Origin of the sequence: Sediminitomix flava, assembly GCF_003149185.1 — a bacterium.
GTDB classification, from domain to species: domain Bacteria; phylum Bacteroidota; class Bacteroidia; order Cytophagales; family Flammeovirgaceae; genus Sediminitomix; species Sediminitomix flava.
In genome coordinates this window covers 63,779-81,677 of record NZ_QGDO01000010.1, presented here as the reverse complement: position 1 = coordinate 81,677, position 17,899 = coordinate 63,779, and the positions used below count along the sequence as shown (strand labels likewise).

Sequence of the window (17,899 nt, the reverse complement as noted above, 5' to 3'; positions counted from 1 at the left end):
ACTCTTTGATTAGTAAATGCGCCTGTGTCTTTTAGATTTGTCCTTTTGGGTACTCTTTGGATGTAACCACCTTAAAAGGTGACTTATTCCTATTCTCGATTCAAAATTGGACTTTCATAAAGTTGTAAAATGGATACTCAATGTTAAACGTCATGGTTAGTATTTAAATAATAATATCCAGTTTAAAGTATATTTAAACCAAGACCAGAAAGCTAATTCTAGCCTTGGTAAGAAAAGCATATCTATGTGTTTTTAGCTATCTTTTTTATTCGCTTGCTTTTTTATGTGCTTTGGCATTTTAGGCCTTGGAAATACCATAGTTCTTTGTGCTCCTTGCTCCCATTTATTTTTTAAATCTTCCGCTATTGCTGGATACAGATCGATTACATTCTTCATTTCATTCCGATCTTCCTTTAAGTTGTAAAGCTCCCAATCTCCCAAAGGCAATGAAACCAATTTCCAATCTCCCGAGCGCAAAGCTGCTGACCAATAATGTTCAAAGAAGATCGCTTCATGTCCTACCCTCTTACCTTCTTCAAAAATTGGGACAAGGCTTTTTCCTTCTAAAGGTTGAATAACATTTCCTTTATAAGATTTTGGGTATTCCGTATTCGCTAATTCTACACAAGTCGCCATGATATCGATTACATGCCCAGAAGAATGATTAATTGTTCCTTTCTGTTTTCTAATCCCTTTTTCCCAGTAAGCGATCATTGGCGTACAGATTCCTCCTTCAAAAGTTTTAGCTTTCCAATAACGAAGTGGAGTATTTGCTACATTTGCCCATTCTTGTCCAATTCCTGCATAAGTCAGTTCATCACCAGGCATTACATCTTTTTTATGCTCTGTATAAATCACCTTTTCTCCCGAACGAGTTTGTCCATTTCTATCGAAACCTGCGAACATTGGCGTTTCAGAACTAGCTCCGTTATCCGACATAAATAAAATCACCGTATTCTCTAGCTCTCCTGTTTCCTCAAGTTTTTTCAACATCTTTCCTACTCCTTGATCTATGCGATCTATCATAGCGGCATGTACAGCCATTTTATGAGCATCGTAATCTTTATTAGGATTGTTTTCCCATTTCTTTATTTTTCTCTGTGGACTCGGGAGTTCTACATTTTCAGAAATAATACCGATCTCTTTCATTCGATTGAACCTCGCTTTTCGAATTTCATCCCATCCACCATTATAGGTATTTTCATATTTGGCAATATCTTCTGGTAATGCATGTAACGGCCAATGTGGTGCCGTATGAGCCACATACATAAAAAATGGTTTTTCAGACTTACTAAATTCTTCAATATAATTTACCGCAGAATCTGAAAGTGCAGTAGTATGATAGTAATCTTCTGGAACCTTTTTTACAGGTTCTATTCCATTCACCAAACTGAATGGGTCAAAGAAATTGACAACGCCCCAAATATTTCCATAATATTTATCAAAACCTCTTGCTGTAGGGTAAGCTTCTAACGGTCCGAAATCATCATTCAAATAGGCTTGATGATTTAACCAATCCAATTGTGCTTGTCTATCTTGTCCATTACTATTCTTCTTTACAGAGGTATTAGATACATGCCATTTACCAACCATACCCGTAGCATATCCAGCATCTTTTAAAACTTCAGCAATAGTAACAGCTGTTTTCTTGATTTGCCCTTCATAACCTGGTTTATGCTGATTCCCTGTCATTTGACCTATACCCGCTTGATGTGGATAAAGACCAGTGAGCAGTGAAGCTCTTGTCGGACAACAGCGTGAGGTATTATAGAATTGTGTAAAACGAATACCATTATTCGCAATTTTATCAAGGTTAGGTGTCTGAATTTCTCCACCATAAGAACCAAGATCAGAATACCCCATATCATCAACTAACATAACTATGATGTTAGGCCTTTCGTCAATAGCCTTATTGTCAAATGTTTTTTGACTAATTCCTTGACAAGCTTGTAATCCTCCGCCAACAGAAAGTACTAAGAGTATGTATTGTAAAAAGCGTTTCATCATGAAAAAGATTAGATTTCTCTAATAATTATGCTTTCGTCCCCTTTTCACAAATTCATAAGTGTAATTAATACAATATGACTAAAATGCAATCTAAATCAACTACTCTGATCTCCATATTTTAATCTTCTCTTTCTTATGGCTTTAGAAGCTTAAAAACTATTCATTTCATACTTAGAAATAGTCTTATTGATGCTTTTATAGCCTATTTAATATGTAACTATGGACTGAATACAAGTTATTTTAAAAATTCATCGATACATCTAAATAGAAAACAGAATAACTGTCCATTTGTATCTTCTATTTACCTTAACCTACTCGCTGTACATTTAGGTTATTTTGATAAAGAATCGAATCACTAGGACTCACCCATATTTCACTGATTGACAATACAGAAAAATAAGTATGATTAAATAGTAGGACTTTCATTCTTTAAGTCCACACTTTTAAAATTTCAGATAACAAGATATATGGGAAATTTTTCATTTTGGGACTACGCCGTTTTCGTCGGTTATGGTTTAGTGATTCTCTGTATGGGACTGTGGGTTTCAAGAGATAAAAAAGGAGAATCTAAGTCTGCGGAAGATTATTTTTTAGCATCTAAATCTTTGCCTTGGTGGGCTATTGGAGCTTCATTAATTGCTTCAAATATATCAGCAGAACAATTTATTGGAATGTCAGGCTCAGGTTTTGCCATTGGGCTTGCTATTTCATGTTATGAGTGGATTGCTGCAGCTTCATTGATTTTAGTAGGTAAATACTTTTTACCAATATTCTTGAAAAAAGAAATATATACCATGCCTCAATTCCTCAAACAACGTTTTGATGGAAGAGTGAGTATGAGTTTATCCGTATTCTGGCTTCTTGTTTATGTATTTGTCAATTTGACCTCTGTCCTTTACATGGGTGCTCTGAGTATGAATATCATCATGGGTGTTCCAATGATGTATGGAATTATAGGATTGGCTCTTTTTGCAGCAGTGTACTCTATTTATGGTGGTCTTTCAGCTGTTGCATGGACAGACGTAGTTCAAGTTGTAGTTTTGGTATTTGGAGGTCTTCTAACTACTTATCTTGCATTAGATGCACTTTCAATTGGAAATGGTATATGGGCTGGTGTTCAAACTGCTTTTGAGGCTGCACCAGAAAAATTCAAAATGATTGTTGAAAAAGGTACTATGATTCCTGACGGTAGTGGTGGTTTTGTAGATGCTTATGATATGCTTCCTGGTTTAGGGGCATTACTCGGAGGTATCTGGATTGTAAACCTAGCTTATTGGGGCTTGAACCAATATATTATTCAAAGAGCTTTAGCAGGAAAAAGTTTAAAAGAAGCGCAAACAGGTGTTGTATTTGCAGGTTACTTGAAACTGCTCATGCCTCTGATTGTGGTATTGCCAGGGATCATTGCGTTTGTCATCAACCAAGATCCTATGGCTTACAACTTATCGGGTAGCGTAGCTTCTATCAATGGAACTGAAGGGGCTGATGTTGCGGAAGGCTTTATGCGCATCACAAAATCTGACGAAGCTTACCCTTGGTTATTGAGTACATTTATCCCGACAGGTCTAAAAGGTTTGGCTTTTGCTGCTTTGACAGCTGCTATTGTTTCTTCACTTGCTTCGATGATCAATAGTACGTCTACCATTTTTACAATGGACATTTATAAAGGACATATCAATGTAAATGCGGCTGATAATCAGCTGGTGAAAATCGGACGTATCGTTTCTGTAATTGCCCTTGTTTTGGCGGTTTGTGTAGCTCCAATGCTAGGTGCTTTAGATCAAGCCTTCCAATTTATTCAAGAATTTACAGGACTTGTAACTCCTGGAGTTCTGGTCATTTTCACCATGGGACTTTTCTGGAAGCGTGCAAATGCGAATGGTGCCTTTACCGTAGCTGCATTGACATTCCCTCTTTCATGGGGAGCTAAAATGATTTTACCAAGCCTACCTTTCCTTGACCGTATGTTTATCGTATGCCTTATCCTTGCAGTTGTAGGTGTTGGAGTTTCCTTACTTACTAAAAAGGAAAACAAAGGTATTAGTTTAGAGAAAGGATTATTTAAGACAGATGGTGTCTTCAATGCTTTGTCTATTGGTATTTGTGGAATCTTGACTGTTCTTTATCTAATTTTCTGGTAGAACCTTAATTACATAGGCGTTCAAATAGATTTAAACTCCCAATATCTAATTCATGGATTTGGGAGTTTTTTTATGCTTTTTGTCATTTTTGATTCAAAAAATAGGCTAATCGTTTAGTGAAATCACATTTTATTTTCTGAATCAATCCGTCGTACAAATGAGCAAGTGCATATGGGCTATTCACAATAGTTTTAGGTAAAAATTGAACTTAAAGGCTTAGTAATACACCTAAAATCAAAGGAATATGAATGATGCAAGAAACTTGGTGTTAGGAATCGACTATGGTTCGGATTCCTGTCGTGCGGTACTTGTAGACACAAGCAATGGAGCGGTTTTAGCTTCAGCTGTTCATGCTTATGAGCGTTGGAAGTCATTGAGCTACTGCCAACCATCTATCAACCAATTCAGACAACATCCACTCGATTATTTAGAAGGCTTAGAATACACCATCAAAGAAGTATTAAAAGTCTTAGATAAAAGCGAATATTCAGCTGTCAAAGCAATTTCTGTAGATACAACCGGTTCCACGCCTGTTGCGGTAAACGAGCAAGGAGTACCACTTTCACTGACTCCTGAATTTGCAGAAAACCCGAATGCAATGTTTGTATTATGGAAAGATCATACGGCAATTGAAGAAGCCGATCAGATCAATGAACTTGCGAAAAATTGGGACGGAGAAGATTTCACAAAATATGAAGGTGGAATTTACTCTTCTGAATGGTTCTGGGCAAAAGTGCTACATGTATCAAAGCAAGATGAAGCTGTAAAACAGGCTGCTTTTTCTTGGATAGAACACTGTGACTGGATTCCTTTTGTATTGACAGGAAGTGATGATATTCTTTCTTTCAAAAGAAGTCGTTGCGCTGCAGGTCATAAAGCCATGTGGCATCAGGACTGGGGTGGACTTCCTCCAAAAGAATTCTTAACGCAGTTAGACCCTTATTTGGCCGATTTACGAGACCGTCTGTATGGAGAAACATTTACAGCAGAAGAAACTGCGGGTACGCTTTGCGGAGCGTGGGCTCAACGTTTAGGGCTATCTGAAGATACGATCATTACGGTAGGTACTTTTGATGCGCACGCAGGAGCTGTGGGAGGTGAAGTCCGTCCAAATACACTCGTAAAAGTGATGGGAACATCTACCTGTGATATGATTGTAGCAACTCCAGAAGAAGTATGTGACAATTGTGTTTCGGGTATTTGTGGTCAAGTAGATGGCTCAATCATTCCTCATTTTGTAGGTCTTGAAGCTGGTCAATCTGGCTTTGGAGATGTACTCGCTTGGTTTAGAAATATGCTGAGCTGGCCTCTAAAGAATCTAGGACTAGAAAATACGGAGGCTTTAATCGACCAAATCATACCAAAACTATCTGAACAAGCACTAGAAATTCCTGTGGCTGATTCTAAAGTAGTCAGCTTAGATTGGATCAACGGACGCCGTACACCAGATGCCAACCAACTTCTTAAAGGCGCGATTACAGGTTTGAATATGGGAACGGACGCAGTGAAGATATTTAAATCATTAGTGGAAGCTATATGCTTCGGTTCGAGAGCAATTGTGGATCGTTTTGAAAGTGAAGGTGTAAAGATTGATCAAGTCGTCGGACTTGGTGGAGTAGCCAAAAAATCAAAGCTAGTCATGCAAACGATGGCTGATGTGTTGAACAGACCGATTAAAGTAATGCGTTCGGATCAAGCACCTGCGCTTGGCGCCTCTATGTATGCTGCTGTAGCTGCGGGAATTTATCCTGATGTACTCACGGCAATGAATCATATCAGTAACGGGGTTGAGCAAGAGTACCAACCTATTGCTGCCAATGTTGAAGTCTACGAAAGACTTTATCAGGAATACAGCAAAATCGGAAGTTTTATTGAAGAACATACAGAATCTAAAAAATATGAGCAAGTTCAAATCGCTTAAAGAAGAATGTTATGAAGCCAATATGCAGCTCCCAGAGCTAGGGCTTGTCATCTTTACTTTTGGAAACGTAAGTGCCGTAGATCGTTCTGAAGGCTTATTTGCGATTAAGCCAAGTGGCGTACCTTACAAAGACTTAAAGCCAGAAGATATTGTAATTGTTGATTTTGATAACAATGTGCTTGAAGGTTCCATGCGTCCGTCTTCAGATACAAAAACGCATGCTTTATTATATAAAACTTGGGATCACATCGGAGGTGTTTGTCACACACATTCGACCTATGCTGTTGCTTGGGCGCAGGCTGGCGTTTCTATTCCAATTTTTGGAACAACACATGCCGATCATCTTACGCAAGATATCCCTTGTACTGTGATTCTTCCCGATGAGATGATTGAGGGAGATTACGAACATGAGACAGGTAACTTGATCTTAGATACTTTTGCTTCAGAGGGTCTGAGCCCTGAAGAAGTTGAAATGATTTTAGTACAAAATCATGGGCCATTTACATGGGGAAAAAGTGCTGAAAAAGCCGTCTATAATTCTGCTGTTTTAGAGGAACTTGCAAAGATGTCAAGCATCACCTTGCAGATCAATCCTGGTACTTCAAGAATTAAACAGACACTAAAAGATAAGCACTTCTATCGCAAGCACGGTGCGAATGCATATTATGGTCAATAAGATATATATAGTCTTCTAAACTAACTTCAAACAGATATTCTTTTTACATGAATTAGTTTGTTTATACAGCGAATATTCAGTCGATTAAAAATGGTAAAACACTTAAAGCGGATAGCCTTGCTATTCGCTTTATTTTTTTGCTTAATTCTTTTTAAAAAGAGTAACTATATTCACATAAACATTTGATAAACAACCATAATCACTCAAAATTTAGGCATAAAAAAAAATCTGATTTTGACTAAGAAAGCATCTAGTTTTCGGTAGAACGCGATAGTATATGATGAAATTATCAAAGTCCTGATCCGAAGACACTATTTAATCAAGATCAAAAAAAGTCACCTCCTTAAGAGGTGACTTCATGGATTTTGGACAAAATATATTCAGTGTTATTTGAATACGATTTTATTATTTGACTACTTTCAAAGTACTAACTTTGTCTCCTTGTACAACTCTTAAAATGTACAAACCTTCAGTTAGGTGAGATGTCGCAATTTCTTGTTGCTCCACTCCTTCTACTTCAAGAAATAGTACGACATTACCGTTGATGTCTAATAATTCAATAGTTGTAGCTACTGATTTATTCAGAAGAACTGTTAAGACATCTTGGAATGGATTTGGTGCTACACCAGCAAGTTTAAGATCATCTCCTGCTGACAATGGTGCATTAAAGATTGTAAATGCTAAGCTTTCAGTAGATACTTCTTTACCATTTTCGAATGTAACTGTAGCGACCATCAGATAATCACCATTTGCATATTCAGTAGTTACTAGCTCTGTTGAGAATGGTGCATCTGAAACTGTAACTGAGCTTAATTCATTCTCACTTGCGTCAGATAAGGTATAAGTAACTGAAGTTACTCCTTCGCCATGAGTAGTCCCTAAAACATCTAAATACGCCGATACTTCAAAGCTTTTAGTGTCAGAAATAGCCGCTGTAAAAGCAGTTACCCATGAAACAGTCGCTGCATTGTTCACAACGAATGAAATAGTATCTACAGATTCTACTACGCCATTCATGAACAATACGTCTGCTAGAACACTATAATTACCATCAGCATACTCAACAGTATTCAAGCTCCAAGCGAATGGAGCTACAGTTAATTCTGAAGTTGCAACTTCTTCATCATTTTCATTTAAAAGAACATATGTCACAGAAGTAACACCACCACCATCTGTTACAGCATCTAATTGTGCTGATAGTTCAAAGTCTACAGTACCATATACATCTGAAGAAGGTGTTTCGGAAGTCCATGATACTGCTACAGCATTATTTACAGTGAATGATTTTGAAACAAATTCTGGTGCTGCTGCAGAGAATGAAGCTACAGCATCAATCATGTAATTTCCATCAGCCATTTCCAAAGTATTAACACTGTAGGTATATGGAGCTACTTCTAGTGTATCTCTACTTACTTCATTTTGAGCATCATCGTAAATCATATAAACTACAGATGTAACACCTGAGCCGTTATCAGTACCAACAGCTGGGTCATAAGCCATTACTGAAAAATCATAAGTGCCATAAAGAACGTCATCATCTTCTAAGCCATCAAAACTAACAGTTGCTTCCGTACTGATGTTTTTAATCATTACTGGGTTCGATGACCAAGCCGTTTTACCTTCAAGAAGTCTTACTCCTATTCTAAGTTCATAATTACCATCCTCATACTGTTCAGTATCGAGTACCCATGTATATGGAAGACCGTCTTCATCTGTATACGTTTCGATGGCTGTTGTTTGAGTTGCTTCTGGTCTTTTGTCAAACAATTGGAAGTAAACATTTAGGATACCGTCACCATTCTCAACTCCTACAGCAGGGTCAGCAACTGATACTTCTATTTGGTAAGCATTTCCTTTAATTTCTGCACGATCTGGTTCTTCACCTTCTTCTACTTCAGTTTTAATTGGAGTGACCCAAGATATTGCTGGAGGTGTATTTTTAATTTTAATGTTTACAGGCTCTGTGCTAGCTTCTACAGCACTTGTGAAGGCAGCCTTAGCAACAATACTGTAATTACCATCTGCATGATCTAATGAATTAAACTTCCATGCAAATGGAGACACTCTTATTGTATCTTTACCAACGACTGCTCCAGCTTCATCCTTCAATTCAAACATCACTGAATCTACACCATCACCATTCTCATCGCCTACAGCAGGGTCAAATGCATTAACTTTAACCTCTGTGCTATCCCAAACATAACTTTCGCTAAGTGGTACAACAATTGAGATCTCTGGTTCAGTTGGTTCTTCTATTTCTTCTGCAACATTAAAAGCAAATTCACCATAGTGAGCCTGTCCATTAGTAATTGCATCATCAATTTCTACCACATAAGTTTTTGCTTCTACAGTGATTTTCTCTAAGAGTTTAAACCAAGCTGTTTGGCTATTACCTCCTCCAATTCTTCTGACCTTGTTGAAGGTATCACCATCTGCGGCAGGGAATGCACCTTCTTCTGTCAAATCGATTTCATGCTCAAACACTGCAGTACTCATATCTGCAGGATCATACAAACGAATAAAGAATTTATGATCTGAAAATCCATTATCTGTTTTCGCACGATAGATAAAGTTGAAGTCTCCAGCAGCAAAATCTACTGAATAACGAACCCACTTTCCACTTCGTCTCCAAGTATGGTTACCATTATTAAAACGAATAGCTACAAAATCAGCAGGATTGTCTCCATCTTTCGTAGAGTACCCTCTGATGTCTCCACCACCGCCATCAGTATAAGGCTTGTCTTCATTGTATTTGATTTCGAACGTTACCCCGTTGTCTTTGTCGAAATCTGGACCTGCATCATCTGCAACGTCAAAGTTCTGAGCAAAAATGATACTTCCATCTAGTACCTTAGCTCCTGTTTCAGCGGTGATTTCTGTTGAAGGGGCAGAATAGTTTGTTCCTGCAACCCCTCCTGCATAGCCTTTCCCTGTATATTGTTGGGCAAAGACTGATTGGGTGGCTAATATTGATGCACCCCAAAAAAATAGGTGAGTAAAAATGTTTTTCATAATCAAACGATGTATGTGTTATACTCGAAAATTGTACTTTGTACACCAATCATTTGATTATTTCATTCTGTAAACTTGTCTTTTTCGCTTTTCAACACAAATAGACAATTTTAAAACATAGATAAAACAAAAGAACCTAATGCTTCAATTGTAATCCCCCCCTTTTAAAGCATTTTTATTTTATAGATGAAAATTAATATTAGCTGATGTTAAGCAGGTTGTAGGATAAAATTTATTCTCAAGTCAATATACTAAATGAATAATTTGACGATCTCACATTTTTAATCATAAAAAGAGCGTTGAATAACTATCTGTAATTCAACGCTCTAATGTTTGACTTTTAAACATTGTTTTTCACAAAAACATGTTAGCTTTTTCGCAATGAAAAATATGATAAACAATATTCATCCTAATAGGTGTAGTTTTCATCTTTTTCGGTACAATCTAATGCACCTAAAAAGATGAAAAATCTACAATCCATAATTATTTCTAAAGATAGAAGTTAAATATCCGGCAGGATTATCTACAGCATTCGGATTCTTTTGAAGATAAGTTACATGCTTCCAAATCCCTGATTCTTTGCTCGCTTGCGTATGTTCAACAACTTTTTCAACCAATTCAGGAGCTACTTTATATCCAATCAGACGCTCTCTCAACCTAGATTTTCTTTCTTCTACTACTATATCTAAATGAATACTTGTTTGTTCTAACTTAAATGGCTCACCTTCTTGTTCATTGAATAAAGTCGTAGATTCTACCACCTCAGGCTCGACATCTTTAAGTTTTTCCTCAGATTGTTTCATTTGAAGAACTAATCTTATCTGATCTTCAGATAGACCTAAGCCCTTCATCGTATTCATTTGCTGCTCTAGCTGTTTATCAACTTTCACCTCTACTTTTGTACTATCAGAGGTAGATCGTTCAACAGAGGCCGTTTTACGCTGCATAAAGAAGGTTATATGACTTACTCTCCTCCCCTTTTTACCAGAAATATCCCATGTCACATCTATATCTGACTTTTCTGTTATCTCATGACAAGCTTTATCCAAAACTTTAGTACGTATCTGATTGAAATTAGTGTAAGTCTTAATTTGGCTAATACCAATCTTGCTTTTTAGCTCCTCAAGTTCAAATTCTCTCTTAGAATAATGATCTACACCTTGTACTAACAATTCATATATACGGATGCTAAAGTCTGAACGAAACGGCGATACAGCCTCATAGAGGTATGTTGTATAATTTCTTTTAAGGTTAGTGATGTGCGGAATCATAGATTGTGTGAACCTTGCTGAAATGCTTCCTCCTTTACGACTAGCCTCAATCACATCAAAAACATTCATTCCTTTGATTCTCCAGTCTTCGTCAGAAACATCACCCTCTTCCACCACAACCTTAACATTTAGCAAGTTCTCAACTGCCTTTCTAACATTTCTGTAATGGCTCGTATTTAGCTTACTCGTTCCGTATAGGTCTTGTATTCTAAAATTGACTTTACCTTCATCATTGACCTCTGAAACAGAGTAGAGCATTAATTTCCTCTCCAATGCCGTTAAAGGTGTATTCTCCTTCGCATTTATAAGTTTATTCGACTTACGAACAAGCTTCTTTCTCTTTACAAATTTCATAAGCGGCAGCTTTAAAAAATCAGCCTCTGGCATAATACATTCCCCCTCATTCCCTTTTCACCTATGCATTAGACATCTAAAAAGGTGTATTTAAGATATTTTATTCATCCTTACAGGTGCAATATATATAAATTCATCCTAATAGGTGCATTTGATTCAACCTTTTTAGTGTATTATTTCATCCTTACAGGTGTATTTGATTATCTATTTAGGTGTTTGTCTTCATCTGTATAGGTGTATAACTTTTTATATCACTTTATTTTACAGATAGTTACGGCTCACATAAATAATAAATTAAATAAATAATATAAATTCTCTAATAAAGCTTTAAGGATGAAGAATATATTTTTTTATTATATCTATTTAATTATTTCACCCAATACATATACATAAAAGATTTATATCCTATTCATCTAAATAGGTGTAATACTATTTTAAGCACCCAAAAAGATGCATTTTAATACAATAAATCAAATGTCGATATATTTAGACATTATTTAAATATAGTCTTTTATTATTGACAAATATAGGTATATTTGTATAAAATATTAGACCAATTAATTTTTAATGTACTTTAATATAGACATGATGATTGAGCATTTAGAAAAACTAAGATCAGAAGAGCAATATAAAAAATACGTTAGGCAAGCAAATAAACGATTTGAATGGAAGCCATTTAGTCAAAGGTTTTCATCTTTTTGGGTGCTTTCGAAAATTTCGAAGAGAACTCTTCCTGTTATCTCAATTATTACATCGATCTATTTTCTACTAAACTTTGTGTTTGAAGGAATTCCACAATATTTGGCCATTCCTATTTCCGTTTTAATACTTTGTGGTTGGGAGTATGCTAAAGCTCGATTTTTACAAATAAGCAGCGAAAACTACTATAATTCTCACACATCCTCACTATTTTTCATACTCCTAACACTTTGTTTTACATCTGGTAGTATTTGGATGTCTGCAAATGGTGCTAAAGAAATTGTTTATAGTTTCAATGATAAGTCTAAAGAAATTAAAGGTTCTTATGAGGAAGAACTTTTGAAATTGGAAAACAAGCACTCTAATGATTTAGAGAATTTGAGGGAAAGTAAGTCGGATTTTTATGAAAATAATAAGGTGTATTTAGGCAATTCTAAGTATGCACTCAATCCCAAAGCAGCAAGTACTTATGCTTTATTTGATCAACGCATTTTTGAGTTAGAAGATGAATTTAAAATTGAAAAGGAAAAACTTTCATCTATTTGGGTGCATAATAATAGAGATTATGAAATTCTGCAGAAAGAAAAATCATGGGTATTTTTTATAATTGCTGCAATTTTTGACTTATTAATCATATTAAGTGGTTGGTTTTTAGTGTGGTTTGACTATAAAGTCCTAAAAGAAGATCAAGAATTACAACAATTGGAAACGAATGATTCAAATACAAATGTTGTAGATAATGAACAACCATTAATTTTTAAAAGCACCGAAAAGGATGATTCAATTGACTTTAGTTTACCTTCTCCACCAATCACACCTAAAAAGATGATTGATGAAAGTATATACGCCCAAAAAGATGAAGAATCAAATCATGAAATCACTTTAGATACCCCACAATCAGGTTTAGAAGCAGCAATTCAGCTAGGAATTAGAGATTATAAGTACCTGATGAAGACTTTTAAGTGTAATGTTCAAACTGTAAAAGCAGCTATAAATAGATATGAGGAACTTAATGCACCCAAAGAGATGAAAGCATCTTAAATTTTCATCTGAAAAGGTACATTTATTGTTTAGACTTAATTGGTCAATCAAAAAGCCCGTATTACTCAAGTAATACGGGCTTTTATTGATGACAAAAAGATGAAAGAGAAAGCTTTCTTAACTGTAATATTTATTAAGAAGAGATTCTAACCAAAATTTCATTTCAGCTTTTCTACTAGGATCTGCAGATTTTAATTCCTTTTCAAACTTACTTTCAAAGCTTTCAAGAAAATCTACTTTATCAGCTTTTTTAGGCTGTTTAGTTTGTTGCTCTTTTTTATCTAGTTGTTTGATATAATCTTCAAGCGTACCTCCTTGCGATAAGAAAGTCAATAAAACTTCTAAATTTAAGTCATCTTGAATCGCAATATACTCTATATGCTTTTTTAGAAGGAATGAATCACCTGATAGATAATTTTGTTTTTCTTCCTCTGAGATTTGAGAAAGTTTCTCAATACCAAGGTATAGCTTATGATCACGCATGATCGTAGCTTCACTTACACCATATTCCTTTGAAAGAATTTCTCTAGTCCTTCCTCCTTTTGCACTATCATCTCTATTCATTTTGGCAAAGGCATATTGCATTCCTCTAAGGTAGCTCGACTCTTGTGGTGTTAAGTTTCTACGACCTAATTGGAGTTTTGCCATATAGATCTTGACTTCTTCGATAGATGCGAAGTCGAGACTCTGCGTTTGAAAAGGGATATTTAACTCTTGACAAATCTGATAACGGTGATGCCCATCTACAATGATAAAGTCATCATCACGTTTCCATAATTTAATAGGTTCTTTACACCCATTTAGTCGAATATCTTCTTTAAGTAAATTGTATTCTGACTCATTCAGCTTTCTGATAAAGTATTCAAGTTCTTTTAGAATATGAATGTTTTCTCTTACAGCTTTTTCCATTCTTTCCCCTGTAGGAATAGAGCTTGTTTGTAAATTAGGTGTACTTGTAATTTGTGAAGCGGCAGAGCCTACCTCAGAAACTAATGTTTTGGTATTGAATTTCTTCTTGGCCATGATAAATTATTTTTTCTTTAGTTTAGTTTCTCCGATGAGTTCTAAGGTAATATTCTTATAATCTTTAGCCCCATTTGAAGATTTATCGTAATCAAAGATACTTTGATGTGTAGCTGTAGCTTCTGGTATAGATATACTTCTACGGATTAATGTATCAAATACGCGAACATGAGGCATACCTTCTTTGATTGCCTCCATATAACTTTTATGTAATGTAGTATTCGATGTTACCATCGTAAATAGAATACCTTCAATTTGAATGTGATCGTTCAAATCTTTCATTTGATCGATAAGGTTAAATACATTCTTCAATCCTTTTACTGCATGTTCTTCTGGTTGTACAGGTAAAACAACGGAATCAGAAGCAACTAGAGCAGTACCTGTCATGATATCTAATGAAGGAGGACAGTCAATAAGAATGAAATCATATTCATTTCTGACCTGATCAAGCACTTTAGATAATCTTTTATACCCTTTTAGTTGATTGTTTTGTAGATCAAGAGCAGCTTGACCAAGTGCAATAGTTGAAGGGCAGATGTCAAAACCAGGAAATATTTCCATGATACAGTTTTGAATAGGAGCATCAATTTTGAAAGAGAGTGATTGATATAACTCTTCTTCAGGGTCATTTATATCATAAGTTTGTGATAGGTTTCCTTGTTGATCTAGGTCACATAGTAAAACTTTATATCCTTCTAGGTGCAATGCTCTACCTAAGTTTGAGCAAGTCGTTGTTTTTGCTACTCCCCCTTTGTTATTAACAATACTGATGATTTTGGCTCCATCAGATTTATGAAAGCCATATCTTTTCAATACAGGTGAAAGTTTTGTTAGGTGCTCATCATTCAAATTTCTGTTCCCAGAAATTGCTTTAGACAACATTGAACTTGGAATAGAAGCTTCTTTTTCTAATCCTGATAAAGAAAGAGACGGATTTCTCTTTAAAAAATTAATAACATCAGTATTTGTCATCTTTTTGTCTATATATAGTGACTATTTGAATTATTTCGACTACAATTTAATACATTAAATGTATTTTATGTCGAAAATGTATGACAATTTTTATTTATTTGTTTAAAAAAATAGTCAATACTCATTTTTTTATTCTTCTCTAGGTTTAGGATGATACTTTTTTGTATTAGACTTAAGATCACTGATCAAAATATTAATCGATATTTTTATTGAGGTTAATTTATCATAGGCTGAGAAAATAACTTTGGGTGTATTAAATCATTATAATATAATTACAGCAAAAGTATTTTTAATTATCCCAGTTTCAAGTCGCTATTTAATATTTCTGATATGCCAATTAATTTGAGTATTACTAAAACTTCAAATGTTATTACTTGTCTTGATACTCTTTAAATGCTAATACAAAAACTATAACTGCGTTAAGAGATGGGAAGTAGTGAATGGGAAATTTTTGCAGGTAAAGGACAGAAGTACTTAATGAATGTATTAAAATTATATCATAGGTACAGCATTAGATATCGATGATATTTTTTTAACCTACATGATAGAAAACAATAAAGATTTATAGTGTGAATCAAGATATGGTTTATGGTATTATCTGAGATAATACTATAACAGTTTTGTAGTATCTGTAATTTATTTGCCTTACTAATTCCAAATAAAACTACAGCTTGGTATCATTATGATACCAAGCTGTAGTTTTATCTAAACTTTTCTTTTATGAATAATAGAATAATGCTTTGAACTACTTTTTTTGATTATTTATGTCTACAATTTTATGACTTTTTTGATTGTATGATTAAACTCAATAGCACAGTCAATGGAAGTGGTAAGCTACAAAATACAGATTAATACTATTAAATCTTTTTATTTTCTAGAAAGTCAAGATTAATCTATAATGTCATATCTTAAAACTATACGAATAAATATAATTTGAGACTACTATTCAAAGTTCTTTCATTTATTGAAAAAAAGGTATTCATATTTTATGTTTTTAAAAAAGCTTTCAGCAACCTAATTAATCAAAGACTTTCCTTTTCTACTGATGCTATAACTGACTTTATGGGTGTTTATTTTATAATGATAGAAATACTGATAAGTATAAATAGAGTAGGATATCTTCTCAAAAACCTCATTTTTTCGAGCTAAAATCTAAGCTTTAAGTACTGTATGTATTTTAATATTCTTTTCACACTCAAAGAATAGAATATTTAGATTGAGTACTTTGTTAAGTAAGCCAACTATTGGATATTCTGAAGTAAGAAATCTAAAGTCCTATTCTCTGTGAAATTTTATTCAATACATTCTCTGCTATGATCTGATCAGATTTGGAATCAGTGGTATTGATATATTTTTTTAATATAATACCCCTTAATCCTACTACTCTTGACATGAAACATAGCTTCTAGAAAGGACAATATTAATTTTATTCATTTCTTTTTAAATTCTGTAATACCCTTAGATTTGGAGGATATCTATAATTATTCTTTATCATTATTTTTTAGCTAACAACTAATTATCATTAATTGAGAATGTTTAGCTACTTATAATATTGTCAATGCAAGTACATAAAATGTATAAAACCATCATATATTAGAAGTTAAAAATACTCTACCTGAGAGTAGCAATTCTCATGGTATCATTTTGATACCATAATTCTATTAGAATTATAACTGGATATTTTTATACAAGAATAGAATTTATAGATCTTAATAAGGGGTTCAAAAAACTATAATTAAGTGTTGCTATAAAATCTAGTAATTTACTTTAATAACACTAGAGTATAGAAAAAGATAACAAACAAAAACTAAGTCAACAGTTCATCTATTTTGGATAACCAAGTATCTTTACCATGTTCTTAAAGGATATATATAAAGAAATATTGAAAATACAGATATGTGAGTTAGAAGGAATCTAAAGGGTGTGTAGGAAGTAAAGATCATATATATTTGTATATATAAACCTACCCAATTCATTAAAAGTAGAAGCGATTTAATGAGTCGGATATAATGACAATATCAAGAGTTTTTCAGCTTGAGAACCCTAGTTTAAAGAATATAAATTGGATTAGATATTTTTGAACAGGACTTTACTGTACAGATAATATTATAGATGAATTGGTGATTGAATACATAGAACATCATCATAGTTATAATAGCAATACTTATAGCTTTTTGTTGGAGTAAGTGAAGGACTTTCAGTCCTAATATAAATCTATAACTTCAGTGGGCTGTGAGTTAGTTTACATTAGAATTGGAGTTTTAAACAACTTGCTTCATAGGATAAAAATTTATTAGGCAAAACTATTCATATAATTGGTATTGACTTTATTTCATAATATTAAAACACTGAAAATTATTATACCTAATAGCAGTACAATTATCAATTAAACTATTTTTAAACTTAAATAATCGCTAATATTTTACTATAATAGTCTTCATAATATACAATACCACCAAATAATAGTATTGCAATAATCAATAATAGTAATGGAAGAAATATTATTAATAATATAATTTTTTTCATGACTGTTCGGTATATACTTTTAATATGCTCACAATTTTTTTTGGTATCATTATGATACCAGTTTAATCTCTTTTATTTTTAAAAAATCTTATATTATTAAGACGATCAACAATATCATTTATTTAATGGTACTAATTTTGGTTTCACAATGAATCCAGAACTATTGTTATATTTTTTATCTATTTGATAGAAACCCTTATATAATCGGTATCATTTTGATACCAGTAATTATAAATTTAAAATCGAGTTCAATAGT

Annotated in this window: 9 protein-coding genes; 4 read left to right on the top strand and 5 right to left on the bottom strand. The window is 33.9% G+C overall.

The annotated features are described in order from the left end of the window. Positions 1–252 precede the first annotated feature (252 nt). Entirely contained in the window at positions 253–2,007 is a 1,755-nt protein-coding gene (locus tag BC781_RS23815; RefSeq protein ID WP_109622755.1) for an arylsulfatase, read from the bottom strand. Positions 2,008–2,474: 467 nt separating this feature from the next. Between BC781_RS23815 and BC781_RS23810 the strand changes: the two genes are divergently transcribed. The 3 genes from BC781_RS23810 to BC781_RS23800 all read left to right on the top strand — a co-directional run bounded on the left by BC781_RS23810 (position 2,475) and on the right by BC781_RS23800 (position 6,745). Further along, the gene (locus BC781_RS23810; protein WP_245935657.1) at positions 2,475–4,148 is read left to right on the top strand and encodes a sodium/sugar symporter; all 1,674 of its coding nucleotides are present in this window, start codon (positions 2,475–2,477) and stop codon (positions 4,146–4,148) included. Positions 4,149–4,392: 244 nt separating this feature from the next. Then, positions 4,393–6,069, top strand: coding sequence for a ribulokinase (locus tag BC781_RS23805; protein ID WP_109622753.1), 1,677 nt, complete (start codon positions 4,393–4,395; stop codon positions 6,067–6,069). Further along, on the top strand, positions 6,047–6,745 hold the full coding sequence (locus BC781_RS23800) for an L-ribulose-5-phosphate 4-epimerase (RefSeq protein ID WP_109622751.1): 699 nt from the start codon (positions 6,047–6,049) through the stop codon (positions 6,743–6,745). Before BC781_RS23805 ends, BC781_RS23800 begins: the two co-directional genes overlap by 23 nt. 405 nt (positions 6,746–7,150) lie before the next feature. Here BC781_RS23800 and BC781_RS23795 read toward each other — a convergent pair whose 3' ends face one another. Both BC781_RS23795 and BC781_RS23790 read right to left on the bottom strand, forming a co-directional pair. Then, positions 7,151–9,757: a T9SS type A sorting domain-containing protein gene (locus BC781_RS23795; RefSeq protein WP_109622749.1), complete on the bottom strand. Its 2,607-nt coding sequence runs from the start codon at positions 9,755–9,757 to the stop codon at positions 7,151–7,153. A 470-nt stretch (positions 9,758–10,227) separates the two neighbouring features. Beyond that, on the bottom strand, positions 10,228–11,382 hold the full coding sequence (locus BC781_RS23790) for a replication initiation protein (protein ID WP_158281572.1): 1,155 nt from the start codon (positions 11,380–11,382) through the stop codon (positions 10,228–10,230). Positions 11,383–11,949: 567 nt separating this feature from the next. On the opposite strand from BC781_RS23790, the gene BC781_RS23785 reads away from it, so the two are divergent. Beyond that, the gene (locus BC781_RS23785) at positions 11,950–13,122 is read left to right on the top strand and encodes a hypothetical protein (RefSeq protein WP_146201770.1); all 1,173 of its coding nucleotides are present in this window, start codon (positions 11,950–11,952) and stop codon (positions 13,120–13,122) included. A gap of 117 nt (positions 13,123–13,239) precedes the next feature. On the opposite strand, the gene BC781_RS23780 is transcribed toward BC781_RS23785, so the two are convergent. Together BC781_RS23780 and BC781_RS23775 are read right to left on the bottom strand one after the other, a co-directional pair. Continuing rightward, a complete protein-coding gene (locus BC781_RS23780; protein ID WP_109622743.1) occupies positions 13,240–14,145 on the bottom strand; it encodes a ParB N-terminal domain-containing protein in 906 nt (301 codons plus the stop codon). A gap of 6 nt (positions 14,146–14,151) precedes the next feature. Next, on the bottom strand, positions 14,152–15,117 hold the full coding sequence (locus BC781_RS23775) for a ParA family protein (protein ID WP_109622741.1): 966 nt from the start codon (positions 15,115–15,117) through the stop codon (positions 14,152–14,154). Positions 15,118–17,899: the final 2,782 nt, after the last annotated feature.